Genomic DNA, 19,707 nt, shown 5'->3' with positions numbered 1-19,707 from the left:
ATGGCCTCCATGTTCTGGATCAACGGTCTACTGAACAGTTTCGCGTTCGGCGCGATCCTGTTCCTGCTGGCGGTCGGGTTTTCCCTGATCTTCGGCCTCATGCGAGTCGCGAACCTCGCCCACGGCGCCCTGTTCATGCTGGGGGGCTACATCGCGACCTCCGCGATGGGGCTCGGGTTCGCGGGGGCGGTGCTGGCGGCGGGGGCGGCGTGCGCCGTCTTCGGCGGCATCCTGGAGCGCACGCTCATCCGCCGCCTCGCGGGGCGCGAGCTGGCGCAGGTGCTGGGCACGCTCGGCCTCGCCTTCATCATCGCCGACCAGTGCCTGCTGGTGTGGTCGGGCGATCCCATCGCCCAGCCGGCGCCGGAGGCACTGCGCGGCGCGGTGGGGTTCGGCGGCATCGTCTTTCCCGCCTATCGGCTGGCCCTGGTGGTGCTGGCGCTGGTGGCCTTCCTCGGCATCTGGGCGCTGGTGGAGCGCACCACCCTCGGCGCCCGCATCCGCGCCGCGGTGGATGACCGGGAGATGGCGCGGGCCATGGGCATTCCCGTGTCGCGCCTGTTTACCACGGTGTTCTGCCTCGGCGCCGGGCTCGCCGGCATCGGCGGGGCGCTCGCCGCGCCCATCATGTCGGTCTATCCGGGCCTCGATTCAGAGATGCTGCCGCTGGCGCTGCTTGTGGTCATCCTCGGCGGCATCGGCTCGCTCACGGGGGCGCTGGCGGGCAGCCTCGTCATCGGCCTCGTCTACACCTTCGGGCAGATGCTGCTGCCGGACCTCGCCTACGTCATCTTGTTCCTGCCCATGGTGGTGGTGCTCGCCGTGCGGCCCCAGGGCTTCTTCGGGAGGCAAGCCGCATGAAAAACCCCGGCCTCAAGACCCTCGGCATTCTCCTCATCTGCGCGGCGGCGGTTCCCCTCGTGCTGCCCGGGCCGTTCTATCTCTCCATCGCCACGCAGGTTCTCGTCTACGGCCTGTTCGCGGTGAGCGTGAACCTCATCGCGGGCTATTGCGGTATGGTCTCCCTGGGCCACGCCGCCTTCCTCGGCATCGCCGGCTATGCCTTCGCGCTGCTGACGACCAGCACCGGCTGGCCGCTCTGGGCGGCGATCCCGGCGGCGGTGGGCCTGTCGGTGGCGGCGGGCGCGCTGTTCGGCCTCGTGGCGCTGCGCACCTCGGGCCTGAGCTTCCTGATGATCACCCTCGCGCTCGGGCAGATCGTGTGGGGCGTCGCCTTCCGCTACGTGGACCTCACCAATGGCGAGAACGGCATCTCCATGCCCCGCTTCCAGGGGCTGCTCGCCAACGGCACGGGGCTTTTCTACCTGTGCCTCGTGGTGACGGGTGGCTGCCTCGCGCTCGTCACCATCCTTGCCGGCTCGCCGCTCGGCGCCTCCATGCAGGGCGTGCGCGACCAGCCGCGGCGCATGAGCACGCTGGGCTATGACGTATGGCGCATCCGCTATGCGGCCTATGTGCTGTCCGCCGGCATCGCCGGCATCGCGGGCGTGCTCTACATGCTGCTGTTCCGCTTCATCAGCCCCCACACGCTCTCGCTCACGGTGTCGTCGGAAGCGGTTCTGATGGTGATCGCCGGCGGGCTCGGCACCACCTTCGGGCCGATTGTCGGCGCGGCGCTGGTGGTGCTGCTGAAGAATGTCGCCAGCGCCTACACCGACCGCTGGCCGACGCTGCTCGGCCTCATCTTCCTGTTCATCATCGTGGTGGTGCCGGAAGGGCTTCTGCCCGGCGCGCGGCGGCTGATGCGCACGCTCGGTGCGCACCTCGCCACGCGGCGTGGGCCGACGGCGATCCCCGCCACCCCCGTCAAGGAGGCTCGCCCGTGACCGCGCCAACTGCCGCCCTTCGGATAGACGATCTGCACAAGAGCTTCGGCGGGCTCCACGTCATCCAAGGCGTGAACTTCACCGTCGCGCCGGGCGAGCGGCGCCTGCTCCTCGGCCCGAACGGCGCGGGCAAGACCACGCTGTTCAACCTGATCGCCGGCGACCTCCGGCCCACCGCCGGGCAGATCCGCATCGCGGAAGAAGACGTGTCGGCTCTGCCCACCTTCCGGCGCGCGGCGCGGGGCATCGGCCGCACCTTCCAGATCCTCACCCTGTTTGCGCGGGAGAGCGTGATCGGCAACCTCATCATGGCCCTCCTCGGCGGGCGCCCGCAGCGCTGGAAGCCCTATGGCGCAGTGGCGACGGACCCCGCCTTGCGGCGCGAGGCGCTGGAGGTGCTGGCGCGGGTGCGGCTCGACACGCTCGCCGACCGGCCGGTCTCGGAGACCTCCTACGGCGAGAAGCGGCGGCTGGAGATCGCCATGGCGCTGGCGCAGGCGCCGCGCATCCTCCTGCTGGACGAGCCGCTCGCCGGCCTGTCGAAGGAGGAGCGCGGCACGGTCAGCGCCTTGCTGGCGGAGCTGCCGCGCGACCTCACCATCCTGATGATCGAGCACGACATGGATGTCGCGCTCGCCTTCGCCGAGAAGATCGCCCTCCTACACCACGGCCGTCTGATCGTGGACGGCACGCGCGAGGAGGTGATCGCGGACCCGAGGACACGGGAGGCCTATCTTGCCCAGTGACGCCGCGCTCTCGCTCTCGGGTCTGAACGCCTTCTATGGCGACAGCCACATCCTGCACGACGTGTCGCTGGAGGTGGCGCCGGGGCGCATTCTCGCTCTGCTCGGCCGCAACGGCGCGGGCAAGACCACCTGCATGAACGCCCTCGCCGGCCTGCTGCCCACCCGCACCGGGCGGATCGTGCTCAACGGGCGGGACATCTCCGCCTTCTCGCCCGAGGCCATCTGCCGGGCCGGGCTTGCGCTGGTGCCGCAGGGGCGGCGCATCTTCCGCAGCCTCAGCGTGGAGGAGAATCTCGCCGTCGCCCGCTGCGCCCGGCCGCCGGACGAGCGTGTGGCGTGGACGGACGACGACATCTTCGGCCTCTTCCCCCGCCTGAAGGAGCGGCGCCGCCATCCGGCCGGGCTCATGTCCGGCGGCGAGCAGCAGATGCTGGCCATCGGCCGGGCGCTGGTGACCGCGCCGCGCGTGCTGCTGATGGACGAGCCGACCGAGGGCCTCGCCCCCCAGATCGTCGCCGAGGTGGGCGCCATCGTCGGCCGGCTGCGCGCCGCCGGGCTGTCGGTGATCCTGGTGGAGCAGCACATGGCCTTCGCCCTGAAGCTCGCCGACGAGGTGGTGGTCATCAGCACGGGGCGGGTGGTGGACAAGGCTTCGGCTTCGGCCTTCCAGGCCGATCCGGCCCGGCTGGAGGAGCATCTGGGCGTCCACTGACGGCGGCAGAAACGGCACCTGACCTTCCGGCATCTCGTCGCAGGGTGATGAATCGCACGCGAGCCGTGCTAGGATTGATCGTCCGATAAAGACCGGGTGTCCGCAGTGCCGTCCTCTAAAGCCCCCTCGCCCCAGCGTCGTCGCCTTTCGCCCGCGGACCGGGAGCGGGATATCGTGGCGGGGGCGGTGGCCTTCTTCGCCGAATTCGGCTTCGACGGCGCGACGCGGGATCTGGCGCAGCGGCTCGGCATCACCCAGCCGCTGCTCTACCGCTATTTTCCCGGCAAGGATGCGTTGCTCGACCGGGTCTATCAGGAGGTCTACCAGAGCCGCTGGCAGACCGAATGGGAAACCGCCATCGCCGACCGCTCCATCCCCATCGAGGAGCGGCTGAAGCGGTTCTACCGGGCCTATGCCGCCGTCATCCAGACCTATGAATGGGTGCGGCTGTTCATGTTCGCCGGGCTCAAGGGCCTCGATTTCAACAGCCGCTATCTCGCCTTCCTGCGCGCCCGGTTGTTCGAGCGCATGGTCATCGAGATACGCGCCGCCAACGGCCTCGACGAGACCGCCCCGGTGAGCGAGGAAGAGATCGAGCTCATCTGGTCGCTGCACGCGGGAATCTTCTACATCGGCGTGCGCAAGTTCATTTACGGCATGCCCATTCCTGCCGATCCAGAAGCCGACATCGACGTGAAGGTCAACGCCTTCCTCAATGGCGCCCCGGCGGCCTTCGCCTCGGTGATCGACCGGGCCAAGCCGGCCCGCCGGAAGGTCGCGGCGCGGAAATAATCATTTGATAAATTAATTTGACGCCGGTCAATTTCCGCGTCACTATCTATCATCCGATAAATAATCGGACGGTGTCGCCCAGCCCGGCACAGACCGGCCAACGGCGATCCGACGCGACCACACGCAGGCTCGCGCAGGCCGGCCCTCGCACAGGCGAGCGGCCTGCCGCCTTCAGGAGCCGAGGGAGGACACCATGCCAACGAACATCCCCGCCGCAGGTTCGGCGGAGCGCCCCGCCATGCGCCCGGCAAAGCCCAAGCGCGCCGTCATCATCGGCGGCTCCATCTGCGGCCTCTTCGCCGCGCTCCTGCTGCGCAAGGCCGGCTGGGACGTGGCCGTCTTCGAGCGCATCGGCAGCGAACTCGCCGGCCGTGGCGCCGGCATCGTCACCCATCCCGAGCTGTTCGACGTCATCGGCAAGACCGGCCTGGACGTCACCGAGGCGCGCGTCGGCGTGGGCGTCAGCGGCCGGCGGGTGTTCGGGCCGGACGGGCGGATCACCGGCCAGCTCGACCTGCCGCAGGTTCTCACCTCCTGGGGCCACCTCTACCGCCTGCTGCGCTCGGCTTTGCCGGACGAGAGCTATCACCACGGCCGGAACCTCGTGCGCGTCGAGGACGGGGCCGAGCGCGTGCGCGCGCACTTCGCCGATGGCGTCGTGGAGGAGGCCGACCTGCTGGTGGGCACGGACGGTCTGTTCTCCACCGTGCGCGCCGCCTTCCTGCCCGAGGCCAAGCCCAGCTATGCGGGCTATGTGGCCTGGCGCGGACTGGTGGATGAGAGCACGCTCTCGCCGGAAACCCGCGCCGCCCTGTGCGGCCACTTCTCCTTCAGCCTGCCCCCCGGCGAGCAGATGCTCGGCTATCCGGTGGCGGGCGCGGACGAGCAGCTGGATGAAGGCCACCGCCGCTACAATTTCGTCTGGTACCGTCCCGCCGCCAGCGACGGCCAACTCGCCGAGCTGCTCACCGATGTGAACGGCACCCGGCACCCCCTCTCCATTCCCCCGCACCTCATCCGGCCCGAAGTGGTGGCAGGCATGCGGGCGGACGCCCACCGCCTGCTCGCGCCGCAGTTCGCTGAGGTGGTGGAGCGCACGCAGCAGCCTTTCCTGCAGGCGATCCAGGATCTGGAAAGCCCGCGCCTGCGCCTGTCGCCCCATGTGGTGATTCTGGGCGATGCCGCCTTCGTCGCCCGCCCCCACGTGGGCATGGGCGTGACCAAGGCGGCCGCGGATGCCGCCGCCCTCGCCGCCGCCCTCGCCGACAGCACGGACGTGGAAGCGGCGCTGGCCGCCTTCGAGGCCAAGCGCCTCGCCTTCGGCCGCGCCGTGGTGCAGCGGGCACGGCACCTCGGGGCCTACATGCAGGCGCAGATCCTCGACGAGGAGCAGCGCGCCCGCGCCGAACGGCACCGGCACCCCGACGCCGTGATGAGCGAAACCGCCGTCGCCACGGGGCTTGCCGCATGAAACCCGATGGCGCCTTCCCCCCGAAGCCGCACGCGCGGCCCCTCGATGCGGCTGCCCGCATCGAGGCGATCCGGCAGAATCCCAACTTCCGCCGCCTCGCCTCCATCCGCGCCCGGCTCGGCCTCTCCATGGCCGCGCTGATGGCGACGCTCTACTTCGCCTACATCCTCACCGTGGCGCTGAAGCCCAGCGCCCTCGGCACGCCGGTTCTGCCGGATGCGGTCTCCACCTGGGGGATCGTCGCCGGGGTCAGCCTGCTCGGCCTCGGCTTCGTGCTGACGGCCATCTACGTCGCCGTCGCCAACCACACCTTCGACCGGCTCACCGAGAACCTTAGGGAGGACGTGCAATGAGGTGGACTCCGCTCGTCCGCGCGGCCCCCGCCGCCCTCACCTTCGCGCTCGTCTGCGCCGCCAGCCCGGCCTCAGCCGCCGGCGCCATCGAAGGCGGCACCCGCCAGCCCATCAATCCCGTGGCGATCAGCCTCTTCCTGCTGTTCGTCGCTGTTAGCCTTGGCGTGACCTGGTGGGCGGCCCGCAAGGGCACCGGCGGCGCCCAGGATTATTACGCCGCCGGCGGCGGCCTCAGCGGCTTCAAGAACGGCCTCGCCATCGCCGGCGACTATACCTCCGCCGCGACCTTCCTCGGCGTGACGGCGCTGGTCTACACCTCCGGCTATGACGGCATGATCTACGCCATCGGGTTCCTCGTGGGCTTCCCGATGATCCTGTTCCTCATCGCCGAGCCGCTGCGCAATCTCGGGCGCTTCACCTTCGCCGATGTGGCGGCCTACCGGCTCTCGGAAGTGCCGGTGCGGGTGGTCGCGGCCACCAACACGCTGGTGATCGTGCTGCTCTACCTCATCGCCCAGATGGTGGGAGCCGGAAAGCTCATCGAGCTGTTGTTCGGCCTGCCCTATTGGGTGGCGGTGGGCCTCGTCGGCCTGCTGATGATGGCCTATGTCACCTTCGGCGGTATGCTGGCCACCACTTGGGTGCAAATCATCAAGGCCGTGCTGCTGCTCACGGGCTCGGTGGTGATGTCCGCCCTCATCCTCGGCCATTTCGGCTTCAGCCTGGAGGCGCTGTTCGCCCACGCCGCGGCGCTCCACCCCAAGGGCGCGGCCATCATGGCGCCGGGCGGGCTGGTGAAGGATCCCATCTCCGCCATCTCACTGGGCGTTGCCCTCGTGTTCGGCACCGCTGGCCTGCCGCATATCCTGATGCGCTTCTTCACCGTGGCGGATGCCCGGCAGGCGCGCACCTCCGTGCTGGTGGCGACCGGCTTCATCAGCGTCTTCTACACGCTGCTGTTCGTGCTGGGCTTCGGCGCCATCGCCTTCGTCATGTCCGATCCGAGCTTCAAGGACGCGACCGGCGCTGTGTTGGGCGGCACCAATATGGTGGCCCTGCACCTCGCCAACGCGCTCGGTGGCTCGGTGCTGCTCGGCTTCATCTCGGCCGTGGCCTTCGCCACCATCCTCGCGGTGGTGTCGGGCCTCACCATCGCCGGGGCGTCGGCGGCCAGCCACGATCTCTATGCCCGCGTCATCCGGCGCGGCAAGGCATCGGAACAGGAAGAGGTGCGGGTCTCCAAGGCGGCGGCGGTCGTCATCAGCCTCCTCGCCATGGGCCTCGGGCTGCTGTTCGAGAACCAGAACATCGCCTTCATGGTGGGTCTCGTCTTCGCCATCGCTGCGAGCGCGAACTTCCCCGTCATCGTGTTGTCCGTGTCCTGGCCCGGCCTCACCACACGCGGCGCCGTGACTGGCTCGGTGACGGGCCTCGTGGTGGCCCTCGTGCTCGTGGCCCTCAGCCCCAGCGTGTGGACGACGACGCTGAAGCTCGGCCCAGCACCCTTTCCCTATGACAATCCCGCGCTGTTCTCCGTGCCGCTCGCCTTCCTGGTCTCGATCGTCGTCTCGCTGGCGGATCACAGCGCGGCGGCCGGGCGCGTCCGTGCGGCCTTCGCCGCCCAGCACGTGCGCGCGCAGACCGGGTTCGCGGTGGACTGAAACGCCAGACAACCAGGGAGAAACCCAATGAATATCAGCACCAACCCTACCTACGCCAACATCGAAGCACCGCTTGCATGGCCCGAGCCCATGCGGGCTGACCTCCACGCCAGCCGCGGCAACGGACGCGTCGGCAGCCGCCTCGTCTCGCAGAGCGAGCGGGTGCGCGTGTGGCACCTCGCCCTCAAGCCCGGCGAGCGCATCGGATTCCATACCCATGTGCTCGATTATTTCTGGACGGCCGTGACCGGCGGCCGCGCCCGGTCGCATTATGCCGACGGGCGGGTGGCCGAAGTGACCTACGAGGCCGGCGACACCAAGCACCACCATTTCGGCCCGGGCGAGTTCATGATGCATGACCTCACCAATATCGGGGACACCGAACTGGTGTTCACCACCGTCGAGTTCCTGGACAGCGACAACCCGCCGCTGAAGGTCGACTGAGGCACCGGCCCTTCGCTGACCGCAGCGGGACAGACCCGGACAAATAGAAAAGGGGCCGCCCAAAGCGGCCCCTTTTTTTTCGTCGCGGACGGCTCGCGTCAGTTGTCGTCGGCGTCGTGGGCCGGGCCCGACTGGGCGTTGCCGTTCGCGAACGGGCGCTCGGAAACATAATAGGGGCCGGGGGTGCCGAAGGCGCTGGGACGCTCGAGCCGGCGCTCGTCGCGGGCCACGGCCGCCGGGGAGGTGGGGGTCAGGCTCCCCTGCGCGGAGACCGCATACTGCTCCACATTCTCCTTCTGGACGGTCGGGTCGGCGAAGGCCGAACCCATGGACGAGACGAGCATCACGGCGACACCGGCGGCGAGGACAGTAGACTTGATGGACATGGCAAACACTCCGTTGTTGATGAAATGAATTTAGAAGATGCTGCTAATGACGCGTATTATCCCGTGATTTATTCTTCTCATATGCTTCGATAGATCCGCATACGTGGGTATGATCAGCGATCTCCAGAAAGAATGCTGCACCGGCCCCCCTGCCGTCGGAGGCCCAACGGCGCGAGGCCGGTGCGTTGCCGCGCCGGCCTCTGTTCGTTCGGATCGAAAGGAGAAGGGCGCGTGTCGCGCCGACGCGCTGCGCTAGGCCTGATGGGCCGAGCCAAGCGCGCGGGGGGCCGCAGCGCCACCGTGTGGCGTGCGGGCCATCTGTTCCGACCTCCAGCGATGCGGGGTCGTTGCGGCGAAACGCCGGAATACGGTGGTGAAGTGGGCCTGGGTCTGGAAGCCGACGCTGAAGGCCACCTGCGCCAGGGGCTCATCGCTCTCCATCATCAGCTTCTGGGCGCGCTCCACGCGCAGCCGCAGCAGGTATTCGTGCGGCTTGGAGCCCGTCGAGATGCGGAACTGCGCGGCGAAATGCATCCGGCTGAGGCCGGCCACGCGAGCCATCTCGGCAAGCGTGACGGGCTCCCAATAATGCTCCTCCATGAAGGATAGCACGCGCTTGAGGCGCCACGCCACCAGTCCGGACCGGGCACGCGCCGGCTTCGGTGCCGGCCTGGTCTGGTCATCGGACGCGGGACGCGGGGTGAGCAGACCGAGGCGCCGGACCTCGGCATTGAGTTCCGCATGGGCCTGCGCCGGCATTGCGGCGGCTGCGGCGGATGGCGCGGCATGGAACGACATGCTGGAGACCCCCGAAGGCTGAAGGGCGGTTCCGCGCAGTTCCTCCGTGCAGCTCGGACCGGCACCGGCGCACGAGCTGCGACACCGAACCGTTCCGGCAGAAAGACTTGCGCTTCGCCGATTGGAAACCCAGCATCGGCGACCAGCGTATTTTGCTCCATTCTACTTGGGGTTCGGCGCTCATATGATCGGGTGCGCGCGGGCATACCTTGGTATAGGCGGCTAGACTTTGCGTTTAGCGGGCTTGAGCCGACCGCCCGTTTTTGCTGCACTACTGCCTCGCGAGCCGGCAAATGCGCCGTTCAAACTGGCAAGATCGAGGTATATGTCGGTGATACCGAAGCACGATGCCGGGCAGCTGGCAGCCGCACAACAGGCATCCGTCCGCTGCGCTCCGGCAGATCGCCGGGCGCAAACCACACTCTCGAGGGCATGATGTCGGGTCTGGCCGGTCCCTTGTCCAGCAACAGTGCGGATGCCCCCGCCCGGGCGCGAACCGGCTGGTTCCTTGTCGCGCTGCTGTGTCTCTCGATCTTCCTGGTGGATACGCTCTCGCCGCTCGACATGGCCATTGCCGTGCTCTACGTGGTCGTGGTGCTTCTGAGCGCGGGCCTTTTCGGGCGCACGGGGCTGCTGATCGTCGCCGGGGCCTGCGTCATGCTGACGATGCTGAGCTTCGTCATCATGCACGCCACCGACTACAACGTCTCCTCCACCATGCGGTGCTTCGTCAGCGTCGCGGCTATCACCGTCACCACCGTTCTCTCGCTGCGCAACCAGCAGGCGACGGGCGCGCTGAGAGAACAGGCCGCGCTGCTCGATCTCTCCCAAGATGCCATCTTCGTGCGGAACCTCGCCGACACGATCGTCTACTGGAACCACGGTGCCGAACGGCTTTACGGCTGGACCCGGGCCGAGGCCCTGGGGCAGCAGGCCGGCGCGCTGCTGAAGACCGTCTTTCCGTCCCCCCGCGCGGACATCATGGGCATTCTGCTCAAGACCGGCCAATGGGAGGGCGAGATCGTCCAGACCACCCGCGACGGGCGGAAGCTGGTCTGCACGAGCCGCTGGTCGCTCCAGCGCGATGCGCGCGGGCGGCCCATGGGCACCATGGAGACCAACCACGACATCACCGAGCGGCAGAAGGCCGAGCAGGAACTGAACCAGGTCCGCAGCGACCTTGCCCACGTAACCCGCGTCAGCACCATGGGCGAACTCACTGCCTCCATCGCCCACGAGGTCAACCAGCCGCTCGCGGCGGTGGTGACCAACGGCGAGGCCTGCCTGCGCTGGCTGCGCCGCCCAGTGGCCGACCTCGGCGAGGCGGAAGCCTCCGTCACCCGCATGATCGCCAATGCCCGCCGCGCGAGTGAGGTGGTGGAACGGCTGCGCGCCTTCGCCCGGCGCGGAGAGCCGCTGCGCGACGCACTCGACAGCACCGAGCTGGTGGAGGATTGCGTGCTGCTGCTGGAGCGGGAACTGTCGAACCATCGCGTCCGGCTCGAACTCGCCCTCGCCCCCGATTTGCCGCGCATCGAAGGCGACCGCATCCAATTGCAGCAGGTGCTCATCAATCTGGTCCTCAACGCCATCCAGGCCATGGACGAAGTGCCCGAGGGCCAGCGTATCCTCACTGTCCGCAACGCGCTCGAAACACCGACGTGGTCAATGGATGGCACGGCGGAGCTGACCATTTCCGTGCGCGATACCGGACCGGGGATCGCGCCGGATGTGTTCGCCTCCCTATTCTCGCCCTTCGTTTCCACGAAGCAGGACGGGATGGGCCTCGGCCTCTCCGTCTCCCGCTCGATCGCGCAGGCCCATGGCGGCCGGATCGACGCCACGCCTCACCCCGAGGGGGGAATGTGCTTCACCCTCACGATGCCACTTGCGAGCACGCCCCCCTCTTCCAGCACCAGGGACACCCGCCCGTGACCAGTCGACCGCTGCCCCGCCCGGCGCCGCCCCCGAGCGCCCCCGTCGTGATCGTCGTGGACGATGACGCCAGCCTGCGCGACGCGCTGTCCAGCCTGTTCCGCTCAATCGGGCTCGAGGTGGCGCTCTTTGCCTCCGCCGCCGAGCTCCTGGCCGCCAAGCTGCCGGATGCGCCGCGCTGCCTGGTGCTGGACATCCGCCTGCCGGGCGTGAGCGGGCTCGACTTCCAGGCGCAGCTGGCGCGCTCGGACATGGAGCTACCCATCATCTTCATGACCGGGCATGGCGACATCCCCATGAGCGTGCGCGCCATGAAGGCGGGCGCGGTGGACTTCCTCACCAAGCCGTTCCGCGACCAGGACATGCTGGATGCGGTCTCCGCCGCCATCGAGATCGACCGGGGCCGCCGCGCCGAGCGCGCCTCCTCCTCGAAGCTGCGCGCGCTTTACGACACGCTGACCGAGCGCGAGCGGCAGATCATGGCCCTCGTGACCTCCGGCCTCATGAACAAGCAGGTCGCCGCCGAGGTGGGGCTGAGCGAAATTACCGTGAAAATTCATCGCGGTAACGTCATGAGGAAGATGGAGGCCCATTCCCTCGCGGATCTGGTCCGGATGGCGGAGGCCCTGGGGCTCAGTGCAAAAAGCTAAAGTTGCAAACGTCTGTATGATTACGGGTTGGGCAGGCGGCAGGCTATATAGGGTCAGACCGGCGCGTCATCGCGTGCCGAATGATTGCACGTCGAGGTGCCCCGAGTGTCACGCGCTCCAACCATAACGATTATCGATGACGACGAATCCGTTCGCGTCGCTACGGAAAGTCTCGTCCGCTCCCTTGGGTTCGGCGCGCGATCCTTCGCGTCCGCCGAGGACTTCCTCGGTTCCACGGAGCGCAGCCGGACCGCGTGCGTCATCACCGATGTCCAGATGCCGGGCATGAGCGGCGTCGAGCTTCAGAGCCGGCTGCGCGCCGAAGGCGACCCGGTGCCGCTGATCTTCATCACCGCCTTTCCCGAGGATCGCATCCGCCGGCAGGTCGACGCGGCCGGCGCCTTCGGCTTCCTGGCGAAGCCGTTCGACGGGAACGAAATGATCGATTGCATCGATCGCGCGCTGCAGGCTTCCCCGCGCCGCTGACGCGCCGACGCGCTCGCGGCCTTTCGCGCCCTGCCACCTCTGCCCCCTAAATCTGCGCTGCGGCGACCCTCGCGGGTTCGCGCGCACGCGCCTGCGCACGCCTTCGAGCCCCATACCCTCGTATGATCCAGGCAAACGAGCGCCCAATTCTTTCGTCCGCGCCCCGGTCCTATGGTGACCACCGTGACATTCACAGAGCGGTCGCCGCGGCATCTCAGCCACCACCCGACCGCTGCCCTACAGCTTTTCCATAAGGACGACACCCATGGACAAGACCATCACGAAACTGCGCCAGCTGGCACCGCTTCGGACCCCCACCGATCTCGGCGAAGACGCCACCCGCGACATTGCCGGCGCCCTCACCGTTCTTCTGGCCGACATGTTCGCGCTTTATCTGAAGACCAAGAATTTCCACTGGCACATGTCCGGCCCGCACTTCCGCGACTACCATCTTCTGCTGGACGAGCACGGCGACCAGATCTTCGCCACCACCGATGCCATCGCTGAGCGGGCCCGCAAGGTGGGCGGCACCACGCTGCGGTCGGTGGGCCACATCGCGCGCCTCCAGCGTCTCCCCGACAATGACGCGGACTACGTGACCGCCGAGGACATGCTGGCCGAGCTCGGCGAGGACAACAAGCGCCTCATCACCTTCCTGCGGGAAGCCCATGTGGTCTGCGAGAACTATAACGACGTCGCCACCACCAGCCTCATCGAGGTCTGGATCGACGAGGCTGAACGCCGCGTGTGGTTCCTCTTCGAGGCCACCCGCTCGCACTGACCTGCCCTCCCCTTCCTCCCCGCCTGAGCCCGCCGGTCAAACCCGGCGGGCTTTTTGTGCGCGCCGCCCCCCCGGGATAGAGCGAAGGCAGGCCTTCCAGCGCACCTACACCCGCAATAGCGAGAAGGCCGGCGCCCTCAGGGGACGCCGGCCTTTTCGTTGCAGCGCATGTCGGGTGGCTCACGCCCCCGGCGAAGTGGCATCCTGGGCCGGACCCCAGTGGGCGTCGGGCTGGGCCGGCTGGCCGATGAACGGACGGGCGGAGTTCATGGCCCGCAGCTTCGCGGCGGAGGGCATCTGGAAGATGTTGAACGGCTGGACCACGGCGCCCGACTGGGCATCGAAGAAGGTGGTCTCGCCGCGCGCTTCGGTGGGGAAGCTGGTGTCCGCGTGGGCGGTGCCCGCCACGCCGGCCACCAAGAAGGCAAGAGCGCCGAACGCCATGATGAACTTAGAATTCGCAGTCATGAGAACCTCCTGTGTTTTCGATGATTTAGTTTTGCATCCCGCAGCCTTCGCCGGTATCGAACTCAAATTCATTCCATGAATATCGATGTTTCACCGAACTATACGTCGGTTTACTTTTCGTCACTGCACCTTCTCAGCCCTCGCCCATGCCGGGCGCGACGGGCAGGGCGACCTCCTCGGCATCGGTCTCCCGCAACAGCTTGTGCGCCAGATCGATGGGGATGCGCCGGCGCTGGACGAGACTGACGATGGATCGGCGCTCGGCCTGGATCGCGAGGAGATGCATCCGCCGCTCTTCCGGCCAGGCGGCTGTTCCGCCATCGACGCCCTCGGCCTGGAGCTGGTCGAGTCGGTGCCTGTAATGGTCGGCAACGATGGCGGCGACGGTCGGTGCGTCGGCATCGGCCGTCTGCGTCTCGGCCGTCTCCGCGAGTGCGTCCAGGGCGGCCTGCAGCGCCTCGGCGCGGGCCTCGTGCTCCTGCGCCGCATCGGCCACGTCGGGCGGCACATCGATGCCCCGCAGGAGGATGGGCAGCGCCACGTTGGCGAGCGCCAAGGACACGAGAATGACCGCGGCGGCGATGAACACGGCAAGATCACGCGCGGGAAAAGGCATGCCACCCGTCAAGACCAAAGGCAGGCTGAGCGCCGCGGCGAGCGTGACCGCGCCGCGGACCCCGCCGAACGCCATCACCGCCACCAGGCGCCACCGGGGAAAGGCGCGCGGCGCACCGCTTTGCCCCCGGCCGGCGGGCCAGCAGCAGAGTGCGGCGAGTACCCATGCGAAGCGCAAGGCCGCGAGGGCGAGAACGGTGGCCGCCACATAGAGCCCGAGCCACCCCACGGCGTGATGTCCGCCCTCGGCGATGCTGCGCGCCGCGCCGCTGAGGATGCACGGCATCTGTTCGCCCAGCAGCAGGAACATGACGCCGTTGAGGGTGAACTGGAGCGTCTCCCACACCGCGCCGCGCCTCAGGCGCGTCAAGGGAAGCGCGCGGCCCGACACCTCAATGCGGCTCATCATCATGCCGGCGGCCACGGCCGCGAGCACGGCGGAGCTGCCGGCCACTTCGGCCAGCAGATAGGCACCGTAGGGAATGAGCAGGCTGATGAGAATCTGGCCGGAAGTGTCCTCGCCCACCCGGCGCACCATGAAAGCCTTGGCCGTGGCCACCATCCAGCTGAAGGCGATGCCGATGGCGATGCCGCCTCCGGCCGCCCAGACGAAGGCAGCGAGGGAATCGAGCACCGGCACCGTCCCCGTCACCACCGCCGCGATGGCGAGGCGCAGGCAGATCAGCGCGGCGGCATCGTTGAAGAGGGCTTCGCCCTCCAGCAGGCGCAGCACGCCGCGCGGAATGGGAATGTGCCGCGCCACCGCGCCGGCCGCCACCACATCGGTGGGCGACAGGACCGCCGCGAGCGCGAAGCACACGGCCAGCGGCATCGCCGGGATGAGCCAATGGAGCATCAGCCCCACGCAGCCGACCGTGACCACCACCAGCCCCAGCGCCATGGACAGGATGAGCGGCGCATTCGCCGCAAGATCCGTCTTGGACACGCGCCACCCGTCGAAGAACAGGAGCGGCGGCAGGAAAATGAGGAAGAACTGATCCGGCTTCAGCGGCGCGCCGAGGCTGGTGACCGAGCCGATGGCGGCGCCCACCGCAACCTGAATGAGGGGCAGCGCCACGCGATCGCCCAGCACGCGGCCCATCCAGTTGGTGAGCACCACGCCGGCAAGGAGCACGAGGATGTAGCGAATGTCGGTCATGCGCACCACCGGCCTGTCTCGGCGCCGTGCGCACGCGGCGCGTGCGTTGGCGCGCTCACGTTCCAGATCTCGTCGGAAGTCTCGTCGCCCGCGGGAGCGGACGGCAGCGCCGGTGCGGGACGGCCGCAACCGGCGCTGTGCGCGTCAGCCCGTCAGGCCTTCACAAAGGCGAGCAGATCGGGATTGATGACGTCGGCGTGGACGGTCAGCATGCCGTGGGGATAGCCGGCATAGACCTTCAGCGTGCCGTTCTTCAGCAGCTTCACGCTCAGCCGGGCGGCATCATCGATGGGCACCACCTGGTCGGCATCACCGTGCATGACGAGGGTCGGCACGGTGATGAGCTTGAGATCCTCGGTTTGGTCGGTCTCGGAGAAGGCCTTGATGCCGTCATAGTGCGCCTTCGCGCCGCCGGTCATGCCCTGGCGCCACCAATTCTGGATCACACCCGGCACCGGCGTCGCGCCGGGCAGGTTGAAGCCGTAGAAGGGGCCGGACGCCACATCCATGAAGAACTGGGAGCGATTGGCCGCGAGCGCCGAGCGGAAGCCGTCGAACACCTCGAGGGGCGTTCCGCCGGGATTGGCCGCGGTCTTCACCATCAGCGGCGGCACGGCGCTGACCAGCACCGCCTTCGCCACGCGCCCCTGCGGCTGGCCGTGCCGCGCCACATAGCGGGCCACCTCGCCGCCGCCGGTGGAATGGCCGATATGCACGGCGTTGCGCAGGTCGAGATGCTCCATCACAGCGGCGGCGTCAGCGGCATAATGGTCCATGTCATGGCCCTCGCTCACCTGCGCCGAGCGGCCATGCCCGCGGCGGTCGTGCGCGACCACCCGGAAGCCGTGCTGCAGGAAGAACAGGATCTGCGCATCCCAGTCATCGGAGGAGAGAGGCCAGCCGTGATGGAAGACGATGGGCTGGGCGTCCTTCGGACCCCAATCCTTGTAGAAGATGTCGACGCCGTCTTTGGTGGTGACGTAAGCCATGATCCTGTTCCTCTCGCTGTGTTCCAGGATGAAACTGTCCGTGACGGCAGGCGGGGCACAGCCTGAGATCCAGCACCGACACAAGATCACTCTAGAATAGGGAGAGGGGAAATGAGCTTATACGCGGGTATATTGGATCGCACATCAATATAGGGGGGTGGACTTTTTCAGCATCCCACCCCGGCCGCCTCAGCGGCCGGCCCGCAAGCAGCCGTTCGGCACGGGGGCGCCCGAAAGCCGCGCGAGAAGCCAGGACACGGCCATGGGCGCCACGGCCTTGACCACCCCTCCATGGGACGCCCATGGCACTTCCACATAGGTGACGGACGTCCCCGCCCGGCAGAGGCGCCCCACATAGTCCCGCGTGGTGGCCGGCTCCACGAGGGCATCAAGGCTCCCCTGCGCGAAGAAGACGGGCACGCCCCTAGGATCCGGATTGGAATTGCGCGCGATCAGCTGATCCCAGCCGGGCCGCCGGTCGGCGGCGCTGCGCAGGAAGCCCGTCTGGGCATAGCCCAGCGCGGAGAGGCCGAGCGCCACATCGCCCGCCGGATCGAGGCTGCAATCGGCGGCGATCCCGTCCACCGTCCCGATCGCCTGCGGGCGGACGATGCCGTCGAGCGGCAATCCATAGGCCTGGCCCCAGGACCATGCGGCGAAGGAGGCCACGACCTGCCCCGGCAGCGTGCCGATATCGTCGCGCAGCAGGCGCCGCAGTTCCGTCGGCGCGGCCGCCGCGGCGACGCCGGCGAGGTGCAGCTCCGGCGCGTAGGCCCGGGCGGTGGCGGCGGTGAACAGCGCGGCGTGGCCGCCCTGTCGGCGCAGAGGGCGCGCGACGGCCACAGGGCGACGGCCAGAAGAAGGGCAAAACAGCGTCCCGTGCGCATGGCGGAGCCTCCTTGACCCTTCTTCCGGCCGGTGCCGTTCAGTGCGCCGGATCGGCCCGGCGACTGCGGGCCGCCAGCAGCTGGAGGCCGACCGCGAAGGCGGCGAACGCCGTCCCCAGCAGCGTGACGAGGAACCAGCCGCCGGCCCCCCAGGCGAGCGTCGCCGTGGCCGAGCCGATGGAGCCGCCGAGGAACATGGCGCTCATGAGCACCGTGTTGATCCGCGCCCGCGCCTCCGGCCGCAGAGCAAAGACGATGTGCTGGTTGGAGACGAGGGCGCTCTGCATGCCGAAATCCAGCAACATCACGCCGACGATCAGCCCGACGAGCGAGCCCCACGCGCCGATCACGACCCATGCGGCGAGCGTGACGATGGAGCCCACCATCACCGCCAGCTTCGGGCCGCGCTTGTCCGCGAACCGGCCGGCCAGCGGCGCGGCGAGGATGCCGACGGCGCCCACCAGGCCGAACAATCCCGCCACCTCGGCACCGAGGCCGAAGCGCGGCTCGGCGAGCCGGAAGGCGAGGATGGTCCAGAACACGGTGAAGGCCGCAAACAGCGCAGCCTGCGTGATGGCCGCGAGCCGCAGTGCGGGAAAATCCAGCCACTGCTGCCACACGGAATGGAGCAGCCGGTGATAGCTCAGGCGCGAGTCCGGCTTGCTGCTGGGGAGCGTCACCGCCATCAGCACCGCACCGGCGAGCGCCATGGGCGCCGCGAGCCACAGCATCTCGCGCCAGCCGCCGTGCGAGGCGACGAAACCGGCGACGGTGCGGCTGAGGAGGATGCCCGTCAACAGCCCGGCCATCACCGTTCCCACCGTCGCGCCTCGCTTCTCGGGCGCCGCGAAATGGGCCGCGAGGGGCACGATCTGCTGGGCCACCGTGGAGGCGAGCCCCACCGCCAGCGAGGCCGCCACGAGCAGCAGCGCCGTGGGCGCCACCGCGGCCAGCAGCAGCGCCGCCGCAAGCAGCACGAACTGCACCACGATCAGGCGCCGGCGTTCCACGAGGTCGCCCAGCGGAACGAGCAGCACGAGGCCGGTGGCGTAGCCGAGTTGAGTGGCGGTGGGAATGGCCCCCGTGAGGGCGCCCGGCAGATCCTGCTCGATCAGCGCGAGCATGGGCTGGTTGTAATAGATGTTCGCCACCGCGAGGCCGGCCGCAGTGGCCATGGCGAGCGTGGCGCCGAACCCCAGCGCGCGGGGCTCGGGCGCGGTGTCGGCGAGTGCGGGCGCACCGGGACGCAGGGTTGAAGTCTGCTTGAAGATCATGGTTGCCTCCTCGGGCGGGTGCATGCTGGCTCAGGCCGGGACGTCGATCGCGGCGGCGGCAGCGGCGCGATCGAGCACCTCGATCAGGCTCTGCCTGTCCCTCGGCCCGTCGTAGCGGACACCGTTGATGAAGAGGCAGGGCGTGCCGTTCACGCCGGCGCGCGCACCGCCCACGAAGTCCTGCTGGATGATGGCGTCGTATTGGCCCTGGAAGGCCGCCTGCAGTACGCGGCGTTCAATGCCGAGCTGCGCGCCATAGGACGTGAGGCTCGCCACATCGAGCGCGTCCTGGTGCTCGTAGAGCATGTCATGGGCGGCCCAGAACACCCCGGACGCGGCGGCCGCCTCGGCGAACTGCGCGGCGCGCAGGGCATGGGCGTGCATCTCGGTCAGCGGGAAATTGCGGAACACGAAGCGCAGCCGCGCGCCCATCGCCTCCTGCACGGCCTTGAGCACCGGATAGGCCTCGCCGCAATAGGGGCATTCGTAATCGCCGTACTCGATCAGGGTCACCGGCGCATCGGCCGGCCCGGCCACCTTGTCGGTGGCGCTCACGGGAGGAAGACGGCGCGTCATGCCTGCGCTCCATAAGTGTTCGAAGTGGGGGTATTCGAGGTGGGGGTCTTTGGGGTGGGAACGAGCGCGTCGAGCGCATCGAGAATGCCGTCCGCGCCGGGGTTCAGGCCGAGAGGCGAAAGGTAGCTCCAGCGGATAACGCCCTCGGCATCGATCACGAACAGCGCCCGCTCGGCGACGCCATCCTGCGCGCGGTAGGCGTCATAGCGCCGGGCGACCTCGCCCTTGGGCTCGAAATCGGCGAGCAGCGGGAAATGCAGCTTGCGCGTCTCCGCGAAGGCCGCGTGGCACCACACGCCGTCCGTGGAGATCCCCACGAGCTGGGCACCCGAGCGGTGAAACTCCGGCAGCATCTCGTTGTAGAGGCCCATCTGGTCGCCGCACACCGGGCTCCAATCGGCCGGATAGAAGGCGAGGATGACGGGCGCGCCCCTCAGGTCGGAGAGGGACAGCTTCTGGTCGGGCGTCGCCGGCAGGGTGAAGTCGGGCGCGGCCTGGCCCGGCTGCAGCAAGGCATGTGTGGAAGCGTCGTGCGGATCGGCCATGTGCATGCCTCATCCCTCTCTGCGTCGCAGGTGTCCAATGTCGGCTGCGAGAGTGTCGGGGGGACGGGCCGGGGGAAATCGGCCATTGGCGTGGCCTGCTCATACTTGGGTTTGGCGGGTGCCCCTTTAGTG

At 68.5% G+C, this 19,707-nt stretch carries 22 protein-coding genes; 13 read left to right on the top strand and 9 right to left on the bottom strand.

Going from position 1 to position 19,707, the window contains the following annotated elements:
- Nucleotides 1-9: 9 nt before the first annotated feature.
- From D7006_RS05150 to D7006_RS05110, 9 genes are all read left to right on the top strand, one after another.
- On the top strand, nucleotides 10-861 hold the full coding sequence (locus tag D7006_RS05150) for a branched-chain amino acid ABC transporter permease (protein WP_237355800.1): 852 nt from the start codon (nucleotides 10-12) through the stop codon (nucleotides 859-861).
- A complete protein-coding gene (locus tag D7006_RS05145; protein WP_209489942.1) occupies nucleotides 858-1,847 on the top strand; it encodes a branched-chain amino acid ABC transporter permease in 990 nt (329 codons plus the stop codon). Before D7006_RS05150 ends, D7006_RS05145 begins: the two co-directional genes overlap by 4 nt.
- Nucleotides 1,844-2,593, top strand: a complete 750-nt coding sequence (locus D7006_RS05140) for an ABC transporter ATP-binding protein (RefSeq protein ID WP_237355799.1) — start codon at nucleotides 1,844-1,846, stop codon at nucleotides 2,591-2,593. Before D7006_RS05145 ends, D7006_RS05140 begins: the two co-directional genes overlap by 4 nt.
- Nucleotides 2,583-3,305 carry an ABC transporter ATP-binding protein gene (locus tag D7006_RS05135; RefSeq protein WP_237355798.1) on the top strand — a complete coding sequence of 241 codons (723 nt, stop codon included), beginning with the start codon at nucleotides 2,583-2,585 and terminating at the stop codon, nucleotides 3,303-3,305. Before D7006_RS05140 ends, D7006_RS05135 begins: the two co-directional genes overlap by 11 nt.
- 174 nt (nucleotides 3,306-3,479) lie before the next feature.
- The gene (locus D7006_RS05130) at nucleotides 3,480-4,097 is read left to right on the top strand and encodes a TetR/AcrR family transcriptional regulator (RefSeq protein ID WP_371745041.1); all 618 of its coding nucleotides are present in this window, start codon (nucleotides 3,480-3,482) and stop codon (nucleotides 4,095-4,097) included.
- A 238-nt stretch (nucleotides 4,098-4,335) separates the two neighbouring features.
- Nucleotides 4,336-5,568, top strand: a complete 1,233-nt coding sequence (locus tag D7006_RS05125; protein WP_237356855.1) for an FAD binding domain-containing protein — start codon at nucleotides 4,336-4,338, stop codon at nucleotides 5,566-5,568.
- Complete coding sequence (locus D7006_RS05120) at nucleotides 5,565-5,921, top strand: DUF485 domain-containing protein (RefSeq protein WP_237355796.1); 357 nt, start codon at nucleotides 5,565-5,567, stop codon at nucleotides 5,919-5,921. Before D7006_RS05125 ends, D7006_RS05120 begins: the two co-directional genes overlap by 4 nt.
- The gene (actP, locus tag D7006_RS05115) at nucleotides 5,918-7,582 is read left to right on the top strand and encodes a cation/acetate symporter ActP (RefSeq protein WP_237355795.1); all 1,665 of its coding nucleotides are present in this window, start codon (nucleotides 5,918-5,920) and stop codon (nucleotides 7,580-7,582) included. The genes D7006_RS05120 and actP overlap by 4 nt, the downstream gene beginning before the upstream one ends.
- Before the next feature lie 90 nt (nucleotides 7,583-7,672).
- On the top strand, nucleotides 7,673-8,026 hold the full coding sequence (locus tag D7006_RS05110; protein ID WP_169124594.1) for a hypothetical protein: 354 nt from the start codon (nucleotides 7,673-7,675) through the stop codon (nucleotides 8,024-8,026).
- A gap of 98 nt (nucleotides 8,027-8,124) precedes the next feature.
- Here D7006_RS05110 and D7006_RS05105 read toward each other — a convergent pair whose 3' ends face one another.
- Together D7006_RS05105 and D7006_RS05100 are read right to left on the bottom strand one after the other, a co-directional pair.
- Nucleotides 8,125-8,412, bottom strand: a complete 288-nt coding sequence (locus tag D7006_RS05105) for a hypothetical protein (protein WP_237355794.1) — start codon at nucleotides 8,410-8,412, stop codon at nucleotides 8,125-8,127.
- Between the two features lie 252 nt (nucleotides 8,413-8,664).
- Nucleotides 8,665-9,210, bottom strand: a complete 546-nt coding sequence (locus tag D7006_RS05100; protein ID WP_237355793.1) for a helix-turn-helix domain-containing protein — start codon at nucleotides 9,208-9,210, stop codon at nucleotides 8,665-8,667.
- 432 nt (nucleotides 9,211-9,642) lie between these two features.
- Between D7006_RS05100 and D7006_RS05095 the strand changes: the two genes are divergently transcribed.
- The 4 genes from D7006_RS05095 (at nucleotide 9,643) to D7006_RS05080 (ending at nucleotide 13,062) form a co-directional block, all read left to right on the top strand.
- On the top strand, nucleotides 9,643-11,145 hold the full coding sequence (locus tag D7006_RS05095; protein ID WP_237355792.1) for a sensor histidine kinase: 1,503 nt from the start codon (nucleotides 9,643-9,645) through the stop codon (nucleotides 11,143-11,145).
- The gene (locus D7006_RS05090) at nucleotides 11,142-11,795 is read left to right on the top strand and encodes a response regulator transcription factor (protein ID WP_169124556.1); all 654 of its coding nucleotides are present in this window, start codon (nucleotides 11,142-11,144) and stop codon (nucleotides 11,793-11,795) included. Before D7006_RS05095 ends, D7006_RS05090 begins: the two co-directional genes overlap by 4 nt.
- A gap of 84 nt (nucleotides 11,796-11,879) precedes the next feature.
- Nucleotides 11,880-12,281, top strand: a complete 402-nt coding sequence (locus D7006_RS05085; protein WP_210257914.1) for a response regulator transcription factor — start codon at nucleotides 11,880-11,882, stop codon at nucleotides 12,279-12,281.
- 265 nt (nucleotides 12,282-12,546) lie between these two features.
- The gene (locus D7006_RS05080) at nucleotides 12,547-13,062 is read left to right on the top strand and encodes a Dps family protein (RefSeq protein WP_237355791.1); all 516 of its coding nucleotides are present in this window, start codon (nucleotides 12,547-12,549) and stop codon (nucleotides 13,060-13,062) included.
- Nucleotides 13,063-13,242: 180 nt separating this feature from the next.
- Here the strand turns inward: D7006_RS05080 and D7006_RS05075 are convergent, their stop codons facing one another.
- The 7 genes from D7006_RS05075 to D7006_RS05045 form a co-directional block, all read right to left on the bottom strand.
- A complete protein-coding gene (locus D7006_RS05075; RefSeq protein ID WP_237355790.1) occupies nucleotides 13,243-13,530 on the bottom strand; it encodes a hypothetical protein in 288 nt (95 codons plus the stop codon).
- Nucleotides 13,531-13,663: 133 nt separating this feature from the next.
- Nucleotides 13,664-15,304 carry a Na+/H+ antiporter gene (locus D7006_RS05070; RefSeq protein ID WP_237355789.1) on the bottom strand — a complete coding sequence of 547 codons (1,641 nt, stop codon included), beginning with the start codon at nucleotides 15,302-15,304 and terminating at the stop codon, nucleotides 13,664-13,666.
- Nucleotides 15,305-15,456: 152 nt separating this feature from the next.
- Nucleotides 15,457-16,293 (bottom strand): alpha/beta fold hydrolase, encoded by an 837-nt coding sequence (locus D7006_RS05065; protein ID WP_237355788.1) that lies wholly within the window; start codon nucleotides 16,291-16,293, stop codon nucleotides 15,457-15,459.
- A 189-nt stretch (nucleotides 16,294-16,482) separates the two neighbouring features.
- Nucleotides 16,483-17,136: a lipase family protein gene (locus D7006_RS05060; protein WP_237355787.1), complete on the bottom strand. Its 654-nt coding sequence runs from the start codon at nucleotides 17,134-17,136 to the stop codon at nucleotides 16,483-16,485.
- 82 nt (nucleotides 17,137-17,218) lie between these two features.
- Nucleotides 17,219-18,454 carry an MFS transporter gene (locus D7006_RS05055; protein ID WP_371745040.1) on the bottom strand — a complete coding sequence of 412 codons (1,236 nt, stop codon included), beginning with the start codon at nucleotides 18,452-18,454 and terminating at the stop codon, nucleotides 17,219-17,221.
- Between the two features lie 30 nt (nucleotides 18,455-18,484).
- Complete coding sequence (locus D7006_RS05050; RefSeq protein WP_169124549.1) at nucleotides 18,485-19,030, bottom strand: DsbA family protein; 546 nt, start codon at nucleotides 19,028-19,030, stop codon at nucleotides 18,485-18,487.
- On the bottom strand, nucleotides 19,027-19,575 hold the full coding sequence (locus D7006_RS05045) for a peroxiredoxin (protein WP_237355786.1): 549 nt from the start codon (nucleotides 19,573-19,575) through the stop codon (nucleotides 19,027-19,029). The genes D7006_RS05050 and D7006_RS05045 overlap by 4 nt, the downstream gene beginning before the upstream one ends.
- Nucleotides 19,576-19,707: the final 132 nt, after the last annotated feature.

The sequence above is a fragment of the Xanthobacter sp. YC-JY1 genome (assembly GCF_021730305.1).
GTDB classification, from domain to species: domain Bacteria; phylum Pseudomonadota; class Alphaproteobacteria; order Rhizobiales; family Xanthobacteraceae; genus Xanthobacter; species Xanthobacter flavus.
This window is presented reverse-complemented; position numbering and strand designations above follow the sequence as displayed.